General features: G+C 59.7%; 17 protein-coding genes. 9 read left to right on the top strand and 8 right to left on the bottom strand.

The window, feature by feature from the left end:
* Positions 1–29 precede the first annotated feature (29 nt).
* The gene (locus tag RFER_RS05475) at positions 30–2,210 is read left to right on the top strand and encodes a putative bifunctional diguanylate cyclase/phosphodiesterase (protein ID WP_166485671.1); all 2,181 of its coding nucleotides are present in this window, start codon (positions 30–32) and stop codon (positions 2,208–2,210) included.
* Here RFER_RS05475 and RFER_RS05480 read toward each other — a convergent pair.
* The 4 genes from RFER_RS05480 to RFER_RS05495 form a co-directional block, all read right to left on the bottom strand.
* Positions 2,207–3,277, bottom strand: a complete 1,071-nt coding sequence (locus RFER_RS05480; protein WP_011463404.1) for an ABC transporter ATP-binding protein — start codon at positions 3,275–3,277, stop codon at positions 2,207–2,209. The two genes, RFER_RS05475 and RFER_RS05480, sit on opposite strands and share 4 nt — an antisense overlap.
* Positions 3,278–3,281: 4 nt before the next feature.
* On the bottom strand, positions 3,282–4,136 hold the full coding sequence (locus RFER_RS05485; RefSeq protein ID WP_011463405.1) for a carbohydrate ABC transporter permease: 855 nt from the start codon (positions 4,134–4,136) through the stop codon (positions 3,282–3,284).
* 14 nt (positions 4,137–4,150) lie between these two features.
* A complete protein-coding gene (locus tag RFER_RS05490) occupies positions 4,151–5,035 on the bottom strand; it encodes a carbohydrate ABC transporter permease (protein WP_011463406.1) in 885 nt (294 codons plus the stop codon).
* Between the two features lie 338 nt (positions 5,036–5,373).
* The gene (locus tag RFER_RS05495; RefSeq protein ID WP_011463407.1) at positions 5,374–6,624 is read right to left on the bottom strand and encodes an ABC transporter substrate-binding protein; all 1,251 of its coding nucleotides are present in this window, start codon (positions 6,622–6,624) and stop codon (positions 5,374–5,376) included.
* 254 nt (positions 6,625–6,878) lie between these two features.
* Here RFER_RS05495 and RFER_RS05500 point away from each other — a divergent pair, with 254 nt between their 5' ends.
* From RFER_RS05500 to RFER_RS05535, 8 genes are all read left to right on the top strand, one after another.
* Positions 6,879–8,138, top strand: a complete 1,260-nt coding sequence (locus RFER_RS05500) for a cation:proton antiporter (protein ID WP_011463408.1) — start codon at positions 6,879–6,881, stop codon at positions 8,136–8,138.
* A 116-nt stretch (positions 8,139–8,254) separates the two neighbouring features.
* Positions 8,255–9,517, top strand: a complete 1,263-nt coding sequence (locus tag RFER_RS05505; RefSeq protein ID WP_011463409.1) for an ABC transporter substrate-binding protein — start codon at positions 8,255–8,257, stop codon at positions 9,515–9,517.
* A 41-nt stretch (positions 9,518–9,558) separates the two neighbouring features.
* Positions 9,559–10,494, top strand: coding sequence for a carbohydrate ABC transporter permease (locus RFER_RS05510; protein WP_011463410.1), 936 nt, complete (start codon positions 9,559–9,561; stop codon positions 10,492–10,494).
* Positions 10,481–11,311, top strand: coding sequence for a carbohydrate ABC transporter permease (locus RFER_RS05515; RefSeq protein ID WP_041790223.1), 831 nt, complete (start codon positions 10,481–10,483; stop codon positions 11,309–11,311). The genes RFER_RS05510 and RFER_RS05515 overlap by 14 nt, the downstream gene beginning before the upstream one ends.
* A 24-nt stretch (positions 11,312–11,335) precedes the next feature.
* Complete coding sequence (locus tag RFER_RS05520) at positions 11,336–12,670, top strand: GH1 family beta-glucosidase (protein WP_041790225.1); 1,335 nt, start codon at positions 11,336–11,338, stop codon at positions 12,668–12,670.
* A gap of 1 nt (position 12,671) precedes the next feature.
* Positions 12,672–13,745, top strand: coding sequence for an ABC transporter ATP-binding protein (locus RFER_RS05525; RefSeq protein ID WP_011463413.1), 1,074 nt, complete (start codon positions 12,672–12,674; stop codon positions 13,743–13,745).
* Positions 13,746–13,844: 99 nt separating this feature from the next.
* A complete protein-coding gene (locus tag RFER_RS05530) occupies positions 13,845–15,251 on the top strand; it encodes a glycoside hydrolase family 5 protein (protein WP_011463414.1) in 1,407 nt (468 codons plus the stop codon).
* Positions 15,252–15,390: 139 nt separating this feature from the next.
* Positions 15,391–16,152: a dienelactone hydrolase family protein gene (locus tag RFER_RS05535; protein WP_011463415.1), complete on the top strand. Its 762-nt coding sequence runs from the start codon at positions 15,391–15,393 to the stop codon at positions 16,150–16,152.
* Between the two features lie 76 nt (positions 16,153–16,228).
* On the opposite strand, the gene RFER_RS05540 is transcribed toward RFER_RS05535, so the two are convergent.
* From RFER_RS05540 to RFER_RS24490, 4 genes are all read right to left on the bottom strand, one after another.
* Positions 16,229–17,659: a glycoside hydrolase family 30 protein gene (locus tag RFER_RS05540; RefSeq protein WP_244095812.1), complete on the bottom strand. Its 1,431-nt coding sequence runs from the start codon at positions 17,657–17,659 to the stop codon at positions 16,229–16,231.
* Positions 17,660–17,761: 102 nt separating this feature from the next.
* Positions 17,762–18,835, bottom strand: a complete 1,074-nt coding sequence (locus RFER_RS05545) for an ABC transporter ATP-binding protein (protein ID WP_011463417.1) — start codon at positions 18,833–18,835, stop codon at positions 17,762–17,764.
* A gap of 4 nt (positions 18,836–18,839) precedes the next feature.
* Positions 18,840–19,733 (bottom strand): carbohydrate ABC transporter permease, encoded by an 894-nt coding sequence (locus tag RFER_RS05550; protein ID WP_011463418.1) that lies wholly within the window; start codon positions 19,731–19,733, stop codon positions 18,840–18,842.
* The gene (locus tag RFER_RS24490; protein WP_011463419.1) at positions 19,730–20,626 is read right to left on the bottom strand and encodes a carbohydrate ABC transporter permease; all 897 of its coding nucleotides are present in this window, start codon (positions 20,624–20,626) and stop codon (positions 19,730–19,732) included. The genes RFER_RS05550 and RFER_RS24490 overlap by 4 nt, the downstream gene beginning before the upstream one ends.
* Positions 20,627–20,636: the final 10 nt, after the last annotated feature.

The following is a 20,636-nucleotide window of genomic DNA, read 5'->3' on the forward strand; positions in this document are numbered from 1 at the left end:
TTCTGCCTTCCAATTTGTCTGCCAAGTTTGTGAATGAAGACCTGAACCCCCAACAGACCGAAACCGACACCGCGTTGCGACAGCTCAATGCCCAGTTGACGGAGAAATCCCGACTGCTGCAAACCACGCTCACCAGCATCAGCCAGGGCATCCTGGTATTTGATGTGCAAGGGCGGGTGGATATTTTCAACCCCAGAGTTTGCGAGTTGCTGGACCTGCCGGAGCGTCTGCTGGCCAGCCGACCGACGGTGCAGGCGCTGACCCGTTACCAACGTGACAGGGGCGATTTTGGTCGGGACGCCGCGCTGGTCGAGGTCCATGCGCGCAACTGCGTGTTGGGCGTGGCTGCTGGCGCCCCTGACGACCTGCCCTCCCACTATCTGCGTGTGACACCGGCGGGTCGCACCCTGGAAGCCAGGACGCAGGCGCTGCCTGAGGGCTGCATGGTGCGCACTTTTACCGACGTCACGGACTATGTGCAGGCGCAGGCCACGCTACAAAAAAATGAGGAACGCTGGAAGCTGGCCCTGGAGAGCACTGGCGATGGCGTCTGGGACTGGCATATCCAGAGCGGTGTGGAGTTCTATTCCAAGCGATTGCTGGAAATACTCGGCTACGACGTCGGTGATGTCCACCTTCAGGCGCGGGGGGAGTTCGACAAGCTCATTCATCCCGACGACATGGCGCAGCTCCTGCGCGCGCGTCAGGCCCATTTTGACGGCCTGACCTCCACCTATGCCGATGAACACCGCGTGCGCTGCAAGGACGGCAGCTGGAAGTGGATGCTGTCGCGTGGCATGGTCATCAGCCGCGACGCGCAGGGCTTGCCGCTGCGCATGATTGGGACCCACACCGACGTCACCGAGCGCAAGAAATCAGAAGCGCTGATCTGGCGACAAGCGCACTTCGACACCTTGACCGGTCTGCCGAATCGCCACATGCTGCGCGACCGGGTTGCGCAGGAGATCAAGAAAAGCAAACGTGACGGTCTGCAACTCGCTGTCCTGTTCATTGACCTGGACCACTTCAAGGAAGTCAACGACACGCTCGGTCACAACAGTGGTGACCGGCTGCTGGTAGAAGCGGCGCGGCGCATCAGCGACTGCGTGCGCGAGTCCGATACCGTGGCCCGCATGGGCGGCGACGAGTTTGCCGTCATCCTGACGGAGCTGCTTGATGCCAGCAGCCTGGAGCGCATCCTGCAAAAGATTCTGCGGGCGCTGGAATGCGTATTCCAGTTGGACGGAGAACAGGCCTTTGTGTCGGCCAGCATTGGCGTCACGATGTATCCCCTTGATGCCGGCGACATTGAAGACCTGTTCAAGAACGCCGACCAGGCGCTGTATGTGGCCAAGGGCGCCGGGCGCAATCGCTTCAGTTTTTTCACCCCGGCCCTGCAACAGGCCGCACAAAACCGGGTGCGGCTGGCCAACGACCTGCACGCCGGGCTCATCGGGCAACAGTTCCGGCTGGTTTACCAGCCCATTGTTGAACTCGCCAGCGGCGCCGTTTGCAAGGCGGAAGCATTGATTCGCTGGCAACACCCGACGCGCGGACTGATCAGCCCGGTCGAGTTCATTCCGATTGCCGAAGCCAGCGGTTTGATCGTCGCTATTGGCGAGTGGGTGTTTCAGCAGGCGGCGCGCCAGGTGCAGGCCTGGCGCACGGCGCTGGACCCTGATTTCCAGATCAGCGTCAACAAGTCGCCGGTGCAGTTTTACCAACGCGGCAAGACCAAGACGCCGTGGGCCCAGCAGTTGCAGGCGATGGGTTTGCCGGGCAACAGCATCGTGGTGGAGATCACCGAAGGGCTGTTGCTCGACACCAGCTCCAGCGTGGCCGACCAGCTGCTGGATCTGCACGACGCTGGCATTCAGGTGTCGCTGGACGACTTTGGCACCGGCTATTCGTCCTTGTCCTATCTGCAGCGTTTTGACATCGACTTTGTCAAGATCGACCAGTCGTTTGTGCGCTACCTGATTCCCGAATCGACTGACTTGGCCCTGTGCCAGGCCATCATCGCCATGGCTCACGCCCTGGGCATGAAGGTGATCGCCGAGGGTGTTGAAACCGCGCAGCAACGCGATTTGCTGGCCGCGGCAGGCTGCGATTACGGTCAAGGCTACTTGTTCTCGAAACCTGTTTCGGCGCCGGACTTTGAAGCGTTCATGGCTGCCCAGGCAAGCCGGACGCCTGAATTGACAGCCTAAATCAGACGCAAGCCGCTCTGCGCGTCAAACCAGTTGTTGTGCCGGCCGCTGACAGACAGACCCACAACGTCGCCCATCAAAACCTGCGTGCTGGGTGGTGTGCGCACCGTGATCAAGCCGACACCGGTTCTCACCACGACATACGTGTCGGCTCCGGTCGGCTCCACCAGTATCACTTCACCGCGCCAGGTGGCATCGGGGTCGAGGTGAATGTGCTCGGGACGCTGGCCCAGTGTGACCTTGCCAACCGTCGGACACGGTAGCCGCAACTCCCCACCTTCAAAGGAAAATACGGCATCAGCCCCCGTCCCGTCTACCTGACCAGCTATAAAATTCATAGTTGGTGAACCGATGAAACCGGCCACGTAGGTATTGGCCGGGCGGCGGTAGATGTCGTCCGGTGTGCCAATTTGCTGCAGGATGCCGTCTTTCATGACAGCAATGCGGCTGCCCAGCGTCATGGCCTCGATCTGGTCGTGCGTCACATAGACGCTGGTAATGCCTGAGACCAGGTGCAGACGCTTGATCTCGGCGCGCATCTCGACGCGCAGTTTGGCATCCAGATTACTCAAAGGTTCGTCAAACAAAAACAGTTGCGGATCACGCGCCAGGGCGCGGCCCATGGCCACGCGCTGACGCTGGCCGCCTGAGAGCTGCGCCGGCCGCCGGTCCAGCAGTTGCTCAATTTGCAACATGGCGGCCACTTCATGAATGCGCTTGAGGCGCGCCGCCTTGGGTACCTTGCGCATTTCCAGCGCAAAGCCAATGTTGTCGGCCACGCTCATGGTCGGGTAGAGCGCATAGCTCTGGAACACCATGGCAATGTCGCGCTGGGCCGGGGCCACGCCGATGACGTTTTTGCCGGCAATGCGCAGCTCGCCCTCGGTCGGCTCTTCCAGTCCGGCAATGATGTTGAGCAGGGTCGATTTGCCGCAACCAGAGGGCCCGACCAGAATCAGAAATTCGCCCGGTGCGACGTCGATGTCAATTTTCTTCAGCACTTCGACCGCCTTGGCGCCTTTGCCAAAGACCTTGCGAATACCTGCGATGTGGAGTGAAGCTGCCATGTGTTTATCCTTTGACCGCGCCAGCGGTCAGACCTTTGACGAAATATTGACCGGCCAGCACATAGACCAGCATGGTGGGCAGGCCGGCGATGACGGCGGCGGCCATGTCCACGTTGTAACTTTTGACGCTGCTGGAGGTGTTGGCCATGTTGTTCAAACCGACGGTGATCGGCTTGCTGTCCGCACCGCTGAACGCCACGCCAAACAGAAAATCATTCCAGATGTTGGTGAACTGCCAGATCAGCGTCACCATCAGAATCGGTGTCGACATCGGAATCACGATGCGGAAAAAAATGCGCCAGAAACCAGCCCCGTCGATGCGCGCGGCATTGACCAGCTCTTTGGGAATGGCGGTGTAATAGTTTCTGAAAAACAGGGTGGTGCCGGCCAGCCCGGCAATACAGTGCACCAGAATCAGGCCGCCCAGGGAGCTGGATAAACCCAGGTAACCCAGCACCTGGCTCATCGGCAGCAGCACCACCTGAAACGGCATGAACACACCAAACAGCATGAAGCCAAACAGCACTTCGCTGCCCGTGAATTTCCACAGGCTCAGCACGTAGCCGTTGATGGCGCCCCAGGCGGTTGAAATCAGCACGGCGGGCACCGCCATGATGACCGAGTTGACAAAATAGGGCTTCAAACCGCGGCAATCGACCCCGGTGCAGGCACTGGACCAGGCCAGTTGCCAGGACTCGAAGTTCAGTGAGTTGGGCCAGCTCAGCAGGTTGCCGGAGCGGATCTGCGCGGCGTCCTTGAACGAGGTGGCCAGCATCACATAAAGCGGCGCCAGAAAGAACAGGGCCGCAATCAGCAAAATGCCGTAAATCAGGGCCCGGGGCAAGTGTTTGGTAATCATGGTTGGGCCCAGGATCAGCGCTCGTGCGGCTTGGCCCGCAGCTCGCTGTAAAGGTAAGGGACGACGATGGCCGCCACGGTGGCGAGCATCATGGTGGCGCTGGCCGCGCCCAAGCCGATCTGGCCGCGGGTAAAACTCATCACATACATGAAAGTGGCCGGCACATCCGACGAGTAGCCGGGGCCGCCCGCGGTCAAAGCCATGACCAGGTCGAAACTCTTGATTGACAGATGCGACAGCACCAGCACCGTGGAGAACACCACCGGGCGCAGGATCGGCAGAATAATGCGCCAGTAAATGCGCGGCAAGGAAGCGCCATCAATTTGCGCCGCCTTGATGATGCTGTCGTCAATGCCGCGCAAGCCTGCCAGCGACAGCGCCATGGCAAACCCGGCCGACTGCCAGATGCCGGCGATCACCACGCAATAGATGGCGGTGTCGCTTTGCACCAGCCAGTCAAAGTGGAAGCTGGCCCAACCCAGGTCATGCATCAGTTTTTCCAGCCCCAGGCTCGGGTTCAAAATCCATTTCCACGCGGTGCCGGTCACAATGAACGACAGCGCCATCGGGTACAGATAGACGGTGCGCAGCACACCCTCAAAACGAATTTTTTGATCCAGAAAAATCGCCAAGCCCATGCCCAGAAACATCGAACCACCGACATACAGCACGCTGAAAATACCCAGATTCTTCAACGCGACGAGCCAGCGGTCCATCTCCCACAGGCTCACGTACTGTTCCAGCCCGACGAATTCGTCGTAGTTGGGCAACATGCGGGAGCTGGTCACGGAGAGCACGCCGTTCCAGATCATGAAGCCGTAAATGAAGGCGAATCCGAGCACAAAGCCCGGCGCAATTACCAGCTTGGGTAACACGTTTTCAAATGATTTCATAAACATCTCGCCTTCGGGTTAGAAAGTGGAACGACACGGTGATGGACGGCATGTGCTACTCCAAGACCAGACCAGCCGGGTATTGCGCTACGTTCGTGTCCCCCGACCGAAGGCTTGCAGCCTTCGGTCTCCTCCTTGACCTCACTTCGCGAAACACCCGGCTGGTCTGGTCCCGCAGGGTTTTGGCTTGCACGCTCACCACCGCACCTATCAAGCAGAAGGGCTGGGGTGCGTGCCAAAGCGAAGTCAAGGAGGAGCCCGAGAAGGGCGGGGGACATGAGCGGCGGCGCGTACCCCAACCCTTCTGCGTGCGCCTGCAACAGGCCTTTGCGACCCCCCCCGCTCTATTTGGTCGTAGCCGCCTTGACCATATTCTTCATGGCCGTTTCCGGCGTCATCTTGTCATCGTTCCAGAACTGGCTGACGACATCTTTCAGGGCACCCGTCGCGGCGGGCTTGAGCGCCATATCCTGGGAAACGGAAGGAACCAGGCCACCCGACTTGGCGGTGTCAACAAATTCCTTGGCCGACAGCTTGGCGCATTCGTCAAACTTGTCCATGTTCATGTTCAAGCGAACCGGGATGGAGCCTTTGTTCAGGTTGAATACTTCCTGGAATTCAGGGCCCATGATGGCAACGGCAAGGTCTGCCTGCGCCTTTTGGGCTGCCGCATCCTTGAGCTTGAACATGGCGAATGAATCCACGTTAAAGGTGTAGGTGCCTGCATTGCCAGGTGCTGCGGCACACAGGAAATCTTTGCCCGGCACCTTGCCGGCAGCGACAAATTCGCCCTTGGCCCAATCGCCCATGAGTTGGAAGCCGGCTTTCTCCTGGATCACCATCGCCGTGGCGATATTCCAGTCGCGACCCACGGCACCGGCATCGGTGTAGCCTTTGAGCTTGCGAAAGGTCTCCAGCGATTTCTTCATGGCATCGCTGTTCAGTGCTTTAGGGTCAAGTTTGACAAACGCATCGTTGTAAAACTTGACACCGCCGACACCGAGCGCCACAGGCTCAAAGTTGGTGAGGTCATTCCAGGCATTGCCACCCGTTGCAACCGGGATAAATCCCGCCTTCTTGATCTTGTCGGTAGCGGCAAAAAATTCAGTCCAGGTTTTGGGCATGCCCGCCACGCCAGATTTTTTCAACACGGCCGCATTGGCCCACAGCCAGTTGACGCGGTGCACATTGACCGGAACAGCGATGTAGTTCCCTTTGTATTTCATGCCGTCTGCTATCGCCTTGGGCAGCAGGCTGTCCCAGTTTTCAGCTTTTGCAGTGGCATCCAGATTCGCCAGCACCCCTTCAGAGGCCCATTCTTGAAGCGCAGGGCCTTTGATCTGGGCTGCAGCGGGCGGGTTGCCGGCCACCACACGGCTTTTGAGCACGGTCATGGCGTTGTCACCGCCGCCGCCGGCCACCGCAAAGTCTTTCCAGGTGTGGCCCTTGCTCTGCATGATTTTTTTCAATTCGCTGACCGACTTGGCTTCGCCGCCCGATGTCCACCAATGCAGCACTTCAACTTCACCGGCCAGGGCCGATGCGCCAACCACTACAAATGCAATGGCTGCAGACAATTTGGAAAGTTTCAACATATTGACTCCTGATTTGCTAGCTTCGAAGGCACAGGGCCATGAAGCAGGGGGTTGATTCGCGCTGGCACTCTGCCGCTCGAATTAATTAATTGTTAATTAATCCTTGAGCGAAGGCTATTATGGCTTACCCTAGGCAAGCGTCAACCGATTCTTCGGCGCGGCTGAATCCACTGTCCGCGCTTTGTCTGCTAGATTTCAAGGGCACTGATATTCAGTTCCGCCTTCGTACTTTTACTTCCATATAGCAACATGACATGAGCGCCTTTGATCTCTCGGTTCTGTTCTTCCTGCAAATGGCCTTCATCCTGGGGGTCTGCCGAATCGTTGGCATTCTGTTGAAGCGGCTGGGACAGTCGCAGGTGGTGAGCGAGATGATCGCCGGGGTGGTGATGGGACCATCCCTGATGGGGTGGATGTTTCCCGGTTTGAGTACCTATCTTTTTCCGGTCGACGCCAAGTCCATCCTTTTTGCGGTTGCGCAGTTGGGACTGGTGCTTTACATGTTCCTGATCGGCGTCGAGTTCGATGTCGGTCTGATCAAGTCGCGCTTGCGCAGCGCGGCTTCGGTCTCGCTGGCGGGCATCGTGGCGCCGTTCGCCCTGGGCGCAACGCTGGCGTATTTTCTGGTGGGTGACACCACCCTGTTTGCCGCCAGGACCACGACCCTGCAAGCTGTGCTATTCGTGGGTGCGGCCATGTCCATCACGGCCTTCCCCATGCTGGCGCGCATTATTTTCGAGCAAGGGTTGTCAAAAACTTCGCTTGGCACGCTGGCGCTGGCAGCGGGCTCGATGGACGATGCCGCAGCCTGGTGCGTGCTGGCAGTGGTGCTGGCGAGTTTCCAGAACAATCCAGCCATCGCGGTCTATGCGATTGGCGGCGGCGTTTTGTTTGGGCTCCTTGTCTTGCTGGGCCTTCGGCGTCTGCTGCTGCCGCTGGGCAGACGGGTGGAGGCGGCAGGCGAGATGAGTCAGGGCATGCTGATTTTTGTGTTGATGCTGGTCATGCTGGGGGCCTGGTTCACCGACTTCATCCAGATCTACGCGGTGTTTGGTGCCTTCATCATGGGCATTGCCATGCCCCGTGGCAAGTTCTCGGCCGAGTTGCACCGCATCATCTATCCGCTGACCACGGCCTTCCTGCTGCCGGTGTTCTTCGTCTATTCGGGCTTGAACACCAGGATTGGCCTGGTCAACACACCTTACCTGTGGCTGCTCACAGGGCTGGTGTTGCTGGCGGCCACCGTCGGCAAGGGCGTGGCCTGCTACGCCGCCGCACGCTGGCACGGCGAGAGCCACCGCGAGGCCATGGCGGTGGGAACGCTCATGAACGCTCGCGGCCTGATGGAGCTGATTATTCTGAATATCGGCTTGCAGCGCGGCATCATCGAACCAGCGCTGTTCGCCATCATGGTGATGATGGCCATCACCACCACGCTCATGGCGACGCCGATCTTTGAGCGGGTCTATGGCAGTAAAGCTTCGCGCGCCGCCAAAGAGGAGGCGTTTTTGTAGTCGCCGACTCGGCTCGCGTTGTTCACCTTAGGGTAAGCGTGAATAGGATTTGACAAGGTTCAGGGTAATATGGAATCCTTTCCAAATCAGCTGTAATTCATAAACCGGAGACAAGCATGCTTTTTAATGCTGCCCGTACCGCAGGCAAAATTCTTTCCCTGACGGTGCTGCTCGTCAGCACCAGCCTGGCCCAAGCCCAGAGCCAGATACTGTCCGTGACGGCTTACCCGGCGGTGGACGAGATCATCAAGGCCGCGATGCCACAGTGGAAGAAGACGCATCCCAACGTCGAGATCAAACTGGTCAGCCGTGCATTTGAGGATCATCACACCGCCATGACCACGGCCCTGTCCACCTCAAGCAATCTGCCGGACGTGATGGCGCTGGAATTTGCCTACGTGGGCCGCTTTGGCGCGGGAGGTGGACTGGAAGATCTGTCTCAGTCGCCTTACCGAATCAAGGACACGCAAATGCGTTTTGTGCCCTTTGCTTTCAGGCAGGCCACCCTCAGTACTGGCGCGGTGGTGGCCGCGCCCACTGACATCGGCCCGGGCACCTTGCTGTACCGGACCGATCTGCTTAAAAAAGCCGGTGTCAGCGAAGCGGAGCTGACGCAGTCCTGGGACTCCTTTGTGGCGTCGGGCGTGAAGATCAAGGCCACCACGGGCGCCTACCTAATGGCGCACGCGCGCGATATCAAGGACATCCTGATCCGCTCCAACGTCAAGCCGGGCGATGGCCTGTACTTTGATGCCGCCGGCAAGGTGGTGGTGGATTCGTCGCGCTTTGTGCGCGCGTTCGAACTGGCGCGCAGGGTGCGCCAGCAACAGCTCGACGGCAAGATCAGCGGCTGGTCGACCGCATGGTCTCAGGGCTTCAAGAACGGCAACATCGCCACGCAGATGTCGGGTGCCTGGCTGGCCGGGCAAATGGCAAGCTGGATTGCACCCACCACAAAGGGTCTCTGGCGTGCCTCGCAGCTGCCCGAAAAAGCCTGGGGCGCTTGGGGCGGCACTTTTTATGCGATCCCGAAGGCGGCGAAGAACAAGGCGCTGGCCTGGGAGTTCATCCAGTTCATGACGCTCAACCGCGACGCACAACTCAGCGCGTTCAAGGTGCAGGACGCTTTTCCGGCCTTGCTCGAAGCGCACACTGATCCGTTTTACGACCAGCCGATTGAATTCCTGGGCGGGCAGAAAGCGCGTCTGCTGTGGCGCGAAGCGGCACTGAAAATCAACGCCATCGACGTGAACAAGCTGGACCCGATTGCCGACGAAATCGTCAACACCGAGCTCGACAAGGTGCTGGACCAGGGCAAGGACATTCCCAAGGCGCTGGCTGATGCCAAGGCCTTGCTGGAGCGGCGTGCGCGCCGCTAAGGTTGCATGGGCCGCACCCCTCTTTACGCTGACGCCTCGCCATGAAACGATCCCTGCTGCCGCGCCTGTCCCCCGAGTGGGCGCCCTATGTGTTCCTGAGCCCGTTCGTGCTGTTGTTTGTGGTGTTCGGCATCTTCCCGCTCGTGTTCTCGTTCTATCTGGCATTTCAGTCGTGGGAGCCCACGGCTGGCCTCTTGGCCATGAAGTTTGTTGGGCTGGAAAACTTTGCCTTTGCGCTGCAGGACGAATGGTTCTGGAAGTCCTTGAAAAACACCGTCTGGCTGGCCACGGCCGCGGGCGTGCCACAGCATCTGGTGGCCATTCCCCTGGCGTTTTTCATTCACACCTCCTACAAGCGATCTCGTAACTCTGTGGTGGGTATCTACTTTTTGCCTTACATCACCTCCACCGTGGCCATTGCCATGATGTTCAGCACGCTGTTCTCCACCGAATACGGCATGATCAATCAGGGCCTGCATGCGCTGGGGCAGGTGCCGGGTCTGGGCTGGCTGGCGCCGGCGCAACCGATTGACTGGTTGAACCACGCCGAAAACGTCAAGCCCGCGATTTCACTCGTGGTGTTCTGGCGCTACCTGGGCTTCAACACGGTGCTGTACCTGGCCGCGCTGCAAACCATTCCCGGGGACATCTATGAAGCGGCCACCATGGACGGCGCAGGGCGCTGGCAGCAGTTCTGGTTCATCACCCTGCCGAGCCTGAAACCGATGATTTACTTTGGCGTGATGCTCAGTGTGGTCGGCGGGCTGCAGCTGTTCGAGGAGCCTTTCATCCTCACCGGCGGGCGCGGCGGCACCGACCAGGCGGGCATGACCACCGCCATGTACATGTACCGCACTGCCTTCGAGTTCAATGACTTCGGCACGGCCAGCGCCCTGTCGTGGCTGTTGTTTGTGTTTGTGGCGCTGCTGACCTGGCTCACGAATCAAGCGTTCAAGGATCGTCATGCGCAAAAGTGACCGCATGGCCCCCTGGGCCGCCTATCTGCTGGTCGGCGTGGGCATGTTCATCATGCTGGCGCCGTTCTACTTCATGTTCGTGTTTGCGAGCCACTCGCGCAGCGACATCTTCAGCCTGCCGCCGCCGTTGTGGTTCGGCAACGATTTCATGCTCAACTTCAGTATCCTGACCGAGCGCATCCCGTTCTGGCGCAGCCTGGGCTGGAGCCTGTACGTGGCGCTGGCCGCCACGGGGCTCACGCTGCTGTTTTGCAGCATGGGTGGCTACGCGTTTGCGATGTTCGAGTTCCGCTTCAAGAAGCCGCTGTTCACGCTGGTGATGGCGACCATGCTGTTGCCCGCCTTTCTGGGCATGATTCCGACGTTCATGATCATGGACGCCTTTGGCTGGATCGACCAGCCGCGCGCCCTGTACATTCCCGGTGCGGCCAGTGCCTTTGGCATCTTCATGATGCGCCAGTTCATCACCTCCAGCATTCCGCGTGACCTGATCGAGGCTGCGCGCATGGACGGCTGTGGCGAGTTGCGTATCTACTGGAGCATCGTGCTGCCGCTGTTGCAGCCTGCCATGGGCACGCTCGGGCTGATCACCTTCATCGGCTCGTGGAATAACTTCATCGGTCCGCTGATCGTCATGCGTTCGCCCGAGATGTACACCTTGCCGCTGGCGCTGCGCAGCCTGCAAAGCCCGGTTAATACCGAGTGGGGCGCACTCATGGCCGGCGCGGCCATCGCCACCGTGCCGCTGCTGGTGCTGTTTGCCATTTCTTCCCGCCGCCTCATCGACGGTCTTACGTCCGGCGCCGTGCGCGGCTGATTTTCACTTGCAATGATCGCTCTTATGACCACTACATCCAACTCCGCATTTCCCAAAAATTTCGTCTGGGGCGTCGCCACCAGCGCATTCCAGATCGAGGGTGCATCCGAAGCCGATGGCAAGGGCCCTTCCATCTGGGACGACTTCTGCCGTATTCCCGGTGCCATCCAGGACGCCAGCGATGGCCGGGTGGCCTGCGATCACTACCACCGTTGGGCGGCGGACCTGGATCTGATCGCCGGCCTGGGCGTCGATGCCTACCGCTTTTCCGTGTCCTGGCCGCGGGTGCAGCCCCTGGGCTCGGGTGCCTTCAATGAAAAGGGCTTCGAGTTCTACGAGCGGCTGGTCGATGGCATGCTGGCGCGGGGCCTCAAACCTTATCTGACGCTGAACCATTGGGACCTGCCGTCTGCCCTGCAGGCCACCGGTGGCTGGGAAAACCGCGACACGGTGCAGCGCTTTGTTGACTATGCCTGTGAAGTGGCGCGCCGCCTGGGCGATCGCGTCGTCTCCATCTGCACGCACAACGAGCCCTGGGTGGTGGCGGTGCTGGGCAACCAGATTGGCAACTTCGCCCCCGGCATCAAGAGCCGTGCGGTGTCGCTCCAGGTGGCGCACCATCTGCTCCTGAGTCACGGCAGGGCGCTGACGGCGCTGCGCGACCAGGGCTGCAAGAGCGAGCTGGGCATCGTGCTCAACCTGGCGCCGACCCATGCGGCCACCGACTCCGAGGCGGACCAGGCCAAGGCGCGGCTCGACGACGGCACCGGCCTGCGCTGGTATCTGGACCCGCTGCTCAAGGGCGAGTATCCGGCCGACGTGCTGGCCCATCTGGGCGCGGACGCCCCCAAGGTGTTGCCGGGCGATCTGGCACTGATCAAGGTCCCGCTGGATTTTCTCGGCATCAACTACTACATGCGCAGTGTCTCCAGCGCAGGCGAACCCTGGGACGTCAAGTCCAGCGGGCGCGAGATCACCGACATGGGCTGGGAGGTCTACCCGCAAGGCCTGACCGAGTTGCTGCTGCGCCTGCACCATGACTACACCATGCCGCCGATCTACATCACTGAAAACGGCGCCGCGTTCCAGGACGAAGTGGTGGACGGCCGGGTGCACGACCTGCGGCGCCAGACCTACATCGCCAACCATATCGAAGCGGTGGCAGAGGCCATGCGCCAGGGCGTGCGCGTGAACGGCTATTTTGTCTGGAGCCTGCTGGACAACTTCGAGTGGGCCTCGGGCTACGCCAAGCGCTTTGGCATCGTGCGGGTGGACTACGACACGCAAGAGCGCACGCTCAAGGACAGTGCGCTTTGGTACCGTGCTTTTCTGTCTGAACAAAAAAGAAAAGGAATGTGACATGGGACATCTGGCATTGCGGGGCATTCGCAAGAGCTACGGCGATGTGCCGGTGATTCACGGTGTCGATCTGGAAGTGCGTGACGGGGAGTTTCTCGTCTTTGTGGGTCCCTCGGGCTGCGGCAAGTCCACCATGCTGCGCATGATTGCAGGGCTGGAGAGTATCACCGCGGGCGACCTGCTGATCGACGGCGTTCGCGCCAACGACCTGCGTCCGGCGGACCGCAGTGCCGCCATGGTGTTCCAGAGTTATGCCCTGTACCCGCACATGACGGTGGCCGAGAACATGGGTTTCTCTTTGCGCATGGCGGGCATCAAGAAGGCCGAACGCGAACAGGTGGTGCAGCGTACCGCCGACGTGCTGCGCATCATGCACCTGCTGCCGCGCCTGCCCAAACAGCTGTCGGGCGGCGAGCGCCAGCGTGTGGCCATTGGCCGCGCCATTGTGCGCAAGCCCAAGGTGTTTTTGTTTGACGAGCCTCTGTCCAACCTCGACGCCGCGCTGCGCGTGACCATGCGCATCGAGCTGTCGCGCCTGCACAAGGAACTGGGCACCACCATGATCTACGTGACGCATGACCAGGTGGAGGCCATGACCATGGGCGACCGTATTGCCGTGTTCAACAAGGGCCGCGTGGAGCAGCTCGGTGCGCCGATGGACTTGTACGCCCGCCCGGCGAGTGAGTTTGTTGCCACCTTCCTTGGGGCACCCCGCATCAACCTTATTACGCGGCCCACGCAGGGTGCGTCTGCCATGCATATGGCGCTGTGGTTGGCGACCGCCGGGTTGGCCCCGGCCAACGCGCACAAGGTTGGCATCCGGCCCGAACATTTGCACCTGAGGCGCGCGGCGCATGGTGTGCTCGCCCAGGTCATGCTGGCCGAGCATCTGGGCGACGCTTCCATCATTCACCTGCGAATCGATGGTGTGGACGAATTACTGAGCGCCAAGGTCGCGGCCCACGAGGGGCGCGTCACCCCTGGGGAAATGGTGGGTGTCACGTTCGACGTTGGTGATGCGCTGGCGTTCTCGGCGGATGGACAGCTGTTGGGAAATTCGATGTTGCCGCCCTGAGTCCCAATCGACCTGCGGTCACAAGACCGGTATGCGCCACGGCCCCCGGATCGGACCCACTGAGGCCAACAGAATTTGACTACACAGGCAGAGGCAGCAATGAAAGCAAGTTTTTTTGAAGTTTGTCTTGAACAAGCAGTGATCACGCTATGGTCCTTTGGCAAGCGCGCCGGGCTCATCACAGTCCAACTTCTCGCACTCGCCACATTCAGCAGCACGCAGGCGGGAAACACCAACGCAGACTCCTCATTGGTACCTGCCCATGGCGTGACAAAGGCTGTCCCCGAGCGGGCGCTTTCGATGCTGCGCACACAAGGGACGCAGTGGGTCAAAGCGGATGGAGCACCGATTCAGTTGAAGGGGACCAACCTGGGCAACTGGCTTATGCTGGAATTTTGGATGATGGGCCAGAGCACCAAGGCTATTGACGACCAGTGCACGCTGGAAGCGACGCTGGACCGGCGCTTTGGCTATGTCGAACGTGAACGCCTGATGAGATTGCACCGCGACAACTGGATCACTGCTCGTGACTGGGACCTGATGCCCCAATTCGGCCTGAATCTGGTGCGTGTGCCGTTCATCTGGAGTTTGATCGAAGACGAACAGAACCCGCGCCATCTTCGACCCGACGCCTGGCACTATCTGGATGAGGCCATCAACCAGGCTGAAGCCCGCGGCATGTATGTGGTGCTGGACCTGCATGGTGCGGTCGGCGCGCAGGGGCATGAGCATCACAGCGGCTGTGCGGGCAAGAACCTCTACTGGAGCACACCAGAATACCAGGAACGTACGGCCTGGCTGTGGCAGCAAATTGCCAACCGCTACAAGAACCGCGCGGCGGTGGCTGGCTACAGTATCCTCAATGAACCCTGGGGCGCGAGCGAAGCAGAGATGGCCGCCGTGATGAAAGAACTGTACGCCAGCGTGCGTGCGGTGGATCCCAACCACATCATCATCCTGCCCGGCCACTCGCGGGGCATTGATGCCTATGGCAAACCCGGCGACCAGGGCATGCGCAACGTGGCTTTCGAGATGCATTTTTATCCCGGCCACTTTGGCTGGGCCAAGCCGGGGTTGGACGTACACCGGGACTGGCTCCAGTGTGTACCCCAAGGCGGAGGCACCTGCGAATGGAATGCACGCATGATGGCATGGGATACACCACTCTTTGTTGGCGAATTTCAGCCGTGGGCGGACATGGATGATGAGCTCGGGGGGCAGATCACCCGCGCCAGCTACGATACTTACGCGAAGTATGGCTGGGCAGCGGCCACCTGGTCGTTCAAGATGCTGAGCAACGCCGGCGGGCTGGTCAAAAGTAACTGGGGCATGGTCACCAATGTTGAAGGTGCCAACATTCCGGCAGTCGATTTTTCCCAAGCCTCGCTCGGTGAAATCGAACAATTGATCAAGCTATTTGGCAGCGTTCCTTATCAGCCCAATAGGCAGGTCATGAAGTGGATGAACAGCCTGGTCCCGCCGAAGCCCTTTGCGCAGGCCCAGTAGCCGGGTCAGCGGCAGGCAGTGCCTGCATCGTCTATGCCGTGACTGCCCGCCGATGGTATGGCCTTCGATAGGGTGTGCGCGATGGCCATGACGGCGTTATCGTCGCACGAGGCAGTAGGGCGCTGAGGCCCTTGGACTGATGGACGAGATCGTGACTAAAATTTTCTCACTGGTGACTTTAACAACGGTGACGTTTCTTCTTGGAGGGTGTGCCATGAGCGAACCATGGACACTGGCCGAAGGCCAGCATCCGCAATCGTTGGAAAAGCAGATGAGCGATACCGTCGGCACCCCTTTTTTGCTCTATTTGCCGGAGGGGTACAACAAGATCGATGGCAAGAAGTGGCCGCTGATCGTCTTTCTGCACGGCTCCGGCGAGCGCGGCGACGATATTGAAAAAGTGAAGGCGCACGGTCCGCCGAAAATGCTCGAGACACAGAAAGACTTTCCATTCATCGTGGTGTCGCCGCAAGCAGCTGCCCATACGAACTGGAATAGCAATAGCCTGACTGTGTTGCTGGATGAAGTCATCGCGCGCCTGCCGGTCGATGTCGACCGGATTTATCTGACTGGTTTGAGCCGCGGTGGTCATGGCACCTGGAAAATGGCAGCCGATCATCCCGAGCGATTTGCCGCAATCGCGCCGGTCTGCGGCGCCGGCGATGTGAAGAGCGCATGCCAACTCAAAAATATTCCGATATGGGCTTTTCATGGCGAGAAGGACACGGTCGTCAGCCTCCAGGATGACGCCGCCATGGTGGCAGCCGTCAAGGCCTGCGGCGGGGATGTGAAATTCACGGTTTACCCCGGCGTCGGCCACGACTCCTGGACGCAGACCTACGCGAATCCGGCACTGTATGAATGGTTTTTGCAGCACAAGCGCAAACCGGTCGAACCCTGAGCCGACCGGTCTGATACGGTCGACGCGATGAACGCTGAACCGAACACTACCAAGACACCGGCCGCCAATTTGCGCTTCAGTGCGGCGCCTGCCAGACAAAGGTAGCAACGCTGGCGCCTGGCATCGTGTGCTCGAAAGTGTGATCACCAAGACGCACCGAGAAACGACGCGAATTGCTTGCCGAATTCAACACAATCAGGGCGATCGAGTTGTCATCTGCATTCTGGAAGGCCACCGTCTCCAGCTGATCCACCCCGGTCGTAGATTCAATGCGGTGCGCGCCCGGTCGTACAAAGCGGCTGGCGTGCGCCAGCGCGTAGTAGTCCAAATTACGCGTCACCTCACCCGTCTTGGAGTTGATGGTCACCACGCCACGACAATCGCTACAGCCGCCATTGTGGGGGCCATGGTTTTCGTCCAGCGCAATGTTCCACAGCAATACGCCCTTGGCCCAGCCCCGTGTGGTACCGATGATCAGGTTCCGCATGTACCACGGGAGGGTCTCCCCCCAGTGTGGTTTCCACTCGCCACCAGAACATTCGGTGAGGTAGGTTTCCTTGTCCGGATGGGCATCGTGCACCATCGACTGCACCGCCACATCGCCGGCATAGCAGTGCCATGCGACGCCCGCCACATAAGGACGCGCTTGCGGGTCGGCCAGCACCTGCAGGGGCGCCTGGGGCTCATCCCAGTTATGGTCCCAATCCAGAATACGCACCGGCTTGTCACGCTTGGCCAGCAGGGGCCCCAGGTGCTCGCCGATCAGCTTGGCACGGACTGCAGACTCCAGTCTCATCCCCGGATAGTCCTTGGGCTCGAAGTGGGGTTCGTTCTGCACGGTCAGCGCATACAGGGGCACGCCCTCGGCTTCCATCGCATCGGCAAATTTTTCAAGGTACTGAGAAAATGCACCGTAGGCCTGCGGGCGCAACGTGCCCTGGATCAGGCTGTCATTGCTCTTCATCCAGGCCGGTGCGCTCCAGGGTGATGCCATGACGCGCAACTTGGGATTGATGGCAAGGGCGCTTTTGACCACCGGCAGCACATCGGCGCGCAGGGGGGCTATGGAAAACTTTGCCAGAGGGTAGTCGGTTTGCCCGGCCGCTACATCATCGAGTGTGTAGTGGCTGCGCGAAAAGTCAGCAGCACCGATAGTCAGGCGTGTGAAGCTCAAACCGATGCCGGGCGGCTTGCCGAACAAATCTGCCATCAGCGCCTGTCGCTGCTGCGCGTTCATCCGGTTCTGGATCAACCAGGCCGACGCATCTGAAATGTTGGCGCCAAAGCCGACGATCTCCTGGTAGCGCTTGCCGACGTCAACGTCGATATTCAACGGCAGTGGCAGCTTGCCGCTAAAGATCACACCCTCCTGTGGAGCGAGCAGCTTCGACTGGTCCGTCAGAGTCACCCAAGTCTGCACGGCATCGCCCCGGAACTTGCCACCTGATGCCGCCGTGGACTGCGCCTGTACCGCCACGCCCCAGGTCAGCACCAAAACGGCAACCACCACAGGTGATCCTGCTCGTTGCATACATGTTTGCATCATCATTCACTGCCTTTCGCCCGTTATTCGACCCGGATTCATGTCATTGAGTTGATTTGAGAACTCTTACAGGCGCAGTTCCGAGGCCCGTTCAAACAAGGAAATCCGCGCCATGTCAATGCTAAAACGAATGGACTCATCCACACGGAACGCCAGTGCGCCGGTCACGACCGAGGACAACAGATTTCCACCAAAGTCCACCCAGACCACGTGATGGTTTCCCATGGGTTCAATCAGGGAAACTGTGCCCTGCAACTGACCCTGCGCGTGAATCAGCAGGTTTTCTGGGCGAATACCGAGAACGACCTCCTGCGCGCCCGATGGCTTGCGCTTGAATTCATAAGGCGAAACATCAAGCGTCAAGCGCTCCGACTCAAACATGCGGGAGTCCGCGACGGCGTTCAGGCTGCCATGCAGAAAATTCATGCCCGGCGAACCGATGAAGCCGGCCACAAACAAATTGTCTGGTCTTTCATAGACCTCGGCTGGTGCGCCGATCTGCTGAATCTTGCCGCTACGCATCACCACAATGCGCGTGGCCAGCGTCATCGCCTCGACCTGATCGTGCGTCACGTAAATCATGGTCGAGTGCAGGTTCTTGTGCAGCAGCTTGAGCTCGCGTCGCAATTCCGCGCGCAGCTTGGCGTCCAGGTTTGACAAGGGCTCATCGAACAGAAAAACACCCGCCTCGCGCACCAGTGCCCGACCGATGGCGACACGCTGGCGCTGTCCGCCTGACAACTGCGAAGGTTTGCGATTGAGCAGCGGACCGAGTTGCAGCATTTCAGCCGCGCGTCGCACGCGCTTTTCAATCTCGGTCTTGGGCGTGCCCTTGATACGCAGACCAAACGACATATTGCGCTCCACCGTCATTGTGGGGTAGAGCGCGTACGACTGAAACACCATGCCGATGTTGCGATCGGTCGGATCAGCCCACGTCATGTCCTTGCCATCGATCTCGATCCGGCCGTCGGCCACGTCAATCAGTCCGGCGATACTGTGCAGCAGGGTCGACTTGCCGCAGCCCGAGGGGCCCAGCAACACGAGAAACTCACTCTCTACCACATCAAGGTTGAGGTCCTTGATGACTTCGGTTTCGCCGAAGCGGACACAGAGATTGCGGATGTTGACGCCAGCCATATTTTTACCCTTTTACCGCACCGGCGGCGATACCCCGCACAAACCAGCGCCCGGAAACAAAATAGATCGTGAGTGGCACCAGCGAGGTCAGAATCGTGGCCGCCATGTTGACGTTGTACAGGCGCGTTCCCGTGGTGGTGTTGATCACGTTGTTGAGCTGCACTGTCATGGGCAGGTTGTCCCGGCCCGCGAACACCAGACCCAGGATGTAGTCGTTCCAGACGCCCGTGACCTGCATGATGGCGGCCACGATGATGATCGGCGTGGACATGGGCAACATCAACTGCATAAAGATGCGGAAAAATCCACCGCCGTCGATGCGTGCTGCCTTGAACAGTTCCTGTGGAATCGACAGGTAATAGTTGCGAAACAGCAGTGTCATCACCGGCATGCTGAAGATGATGTGAATCACGACAATGCCGGGCAGCGAGCTGAACAAGCCCAGCGTCGCCAGGATACGCACCAGCGGGAACATCATCACCTGCACCGGAATAAAGGCTCCCATCATCAGAATGGCGAACAGAACATTCGCGCCACGGGGCCGCCAGAACGACAAGGCATAGCCATTGAGAGCACCCAGCAGGATGGGCAGAATGGTGCTTGGAATCACGATGAACAGCGAATTCCAGAAGCCACCGCGAATGCCCTCACACGAGACGCCGGTGCAGGCCGAGGTCCAGGCCGTGACCCAGGGCTCGACCGTGATGGCGATCGGGAGTGCAAAAATGTTGCCCAGGCGAATCTCGTCCATGGTTTTGAGCGAGGTGACCAGCATGATGTACAGCGGCATCAGGAAGAACAACGCTGCGGTGAGCAAAAAGGCATAGACGCCAATGCGCGCCGGGCTCAGCCGGTAAGGGCGTCGTTGGCCCGACCTGGTGGCGGTGGAGGTCTTCATTTGTCGCCACCGGCAGCGTTGGCTCGACTGCGCACGTACAGCAGCGGCGCCAGCAAGGCCAGCACCGTCAGCAGCAGCACGATGGATCCGGCCGACGCCAACGCAATGTTCGCACGGCCAAACAGATGGTCCATGATGAACTTGGCCGGCACTTCGCTGGCGGTACCAGGTCCGCCCTGCGTCATCGACACCACGGCGTCGAACAGCTTGATCACGGCGGTGGAGAGCAATATAAAAACGGTGGCGATGGACGGGCCCAACATGGGCAAAACGATGGAGACATAAACGCGCCAGGTGGGGATGCCATCAATGCGGGCCGCCTTCCAGATTTCGCCGTCGATGCCACGCAAGCCCGCCAGCAGCAAAGCCATGACCAGACCGGACGCTTGCCACACAGAGGCGATCACGATCGTGTACATCACCTTGTTCTGATCGATGATCCAGTCAAATGTGAAGTCCTCGAATCCCATCTGCCGCACCGCCTGCTGGATGCCATTGCCCGGGTTGAGCAGCCATTGCCACACCAGGCCCGTTGCGACAAACGACATGGCGTAGGGGTACAGAAAAATGGTGCGCAGTGCACCTTCAGCCATGACTTCTTGGTCAATGAAAACCGCCAGCAGGAAGCCGATCAGCATACACGCCGCGATAAACAGCACGCCATACAGCGCCAGGTTTTCCAGCGACAACAGCCAGCGGTCGTTGTTGAACAGACGCTCATACTGCGCCAATCCGACAAACTCATCGGACGGGAAAGTGCGTGAATTGCTCATGGACACTTTGAGTGACCACAGCACCGTTCCCAAGTAGGCAACCAGTACCGTCGCCACCATAGGCAAGAGAGCCGTCCAGGTGACCAGAGAGCGCAGCAACTGTTTGGGATTGGCTTTCATGGACAGGGCA

It is taken from the genome of Rhodoferax ferrireducens T118 (assembly GCF_000013605.1).
GTDB classification, from domain to species: domain Bacteria; phylum Pseudomonadota; class Gammaproteobacteria; order Burkholderiales; family Burkholderiaceae_C; genus Rhodoferax; species Rhodoferax ferrireducens.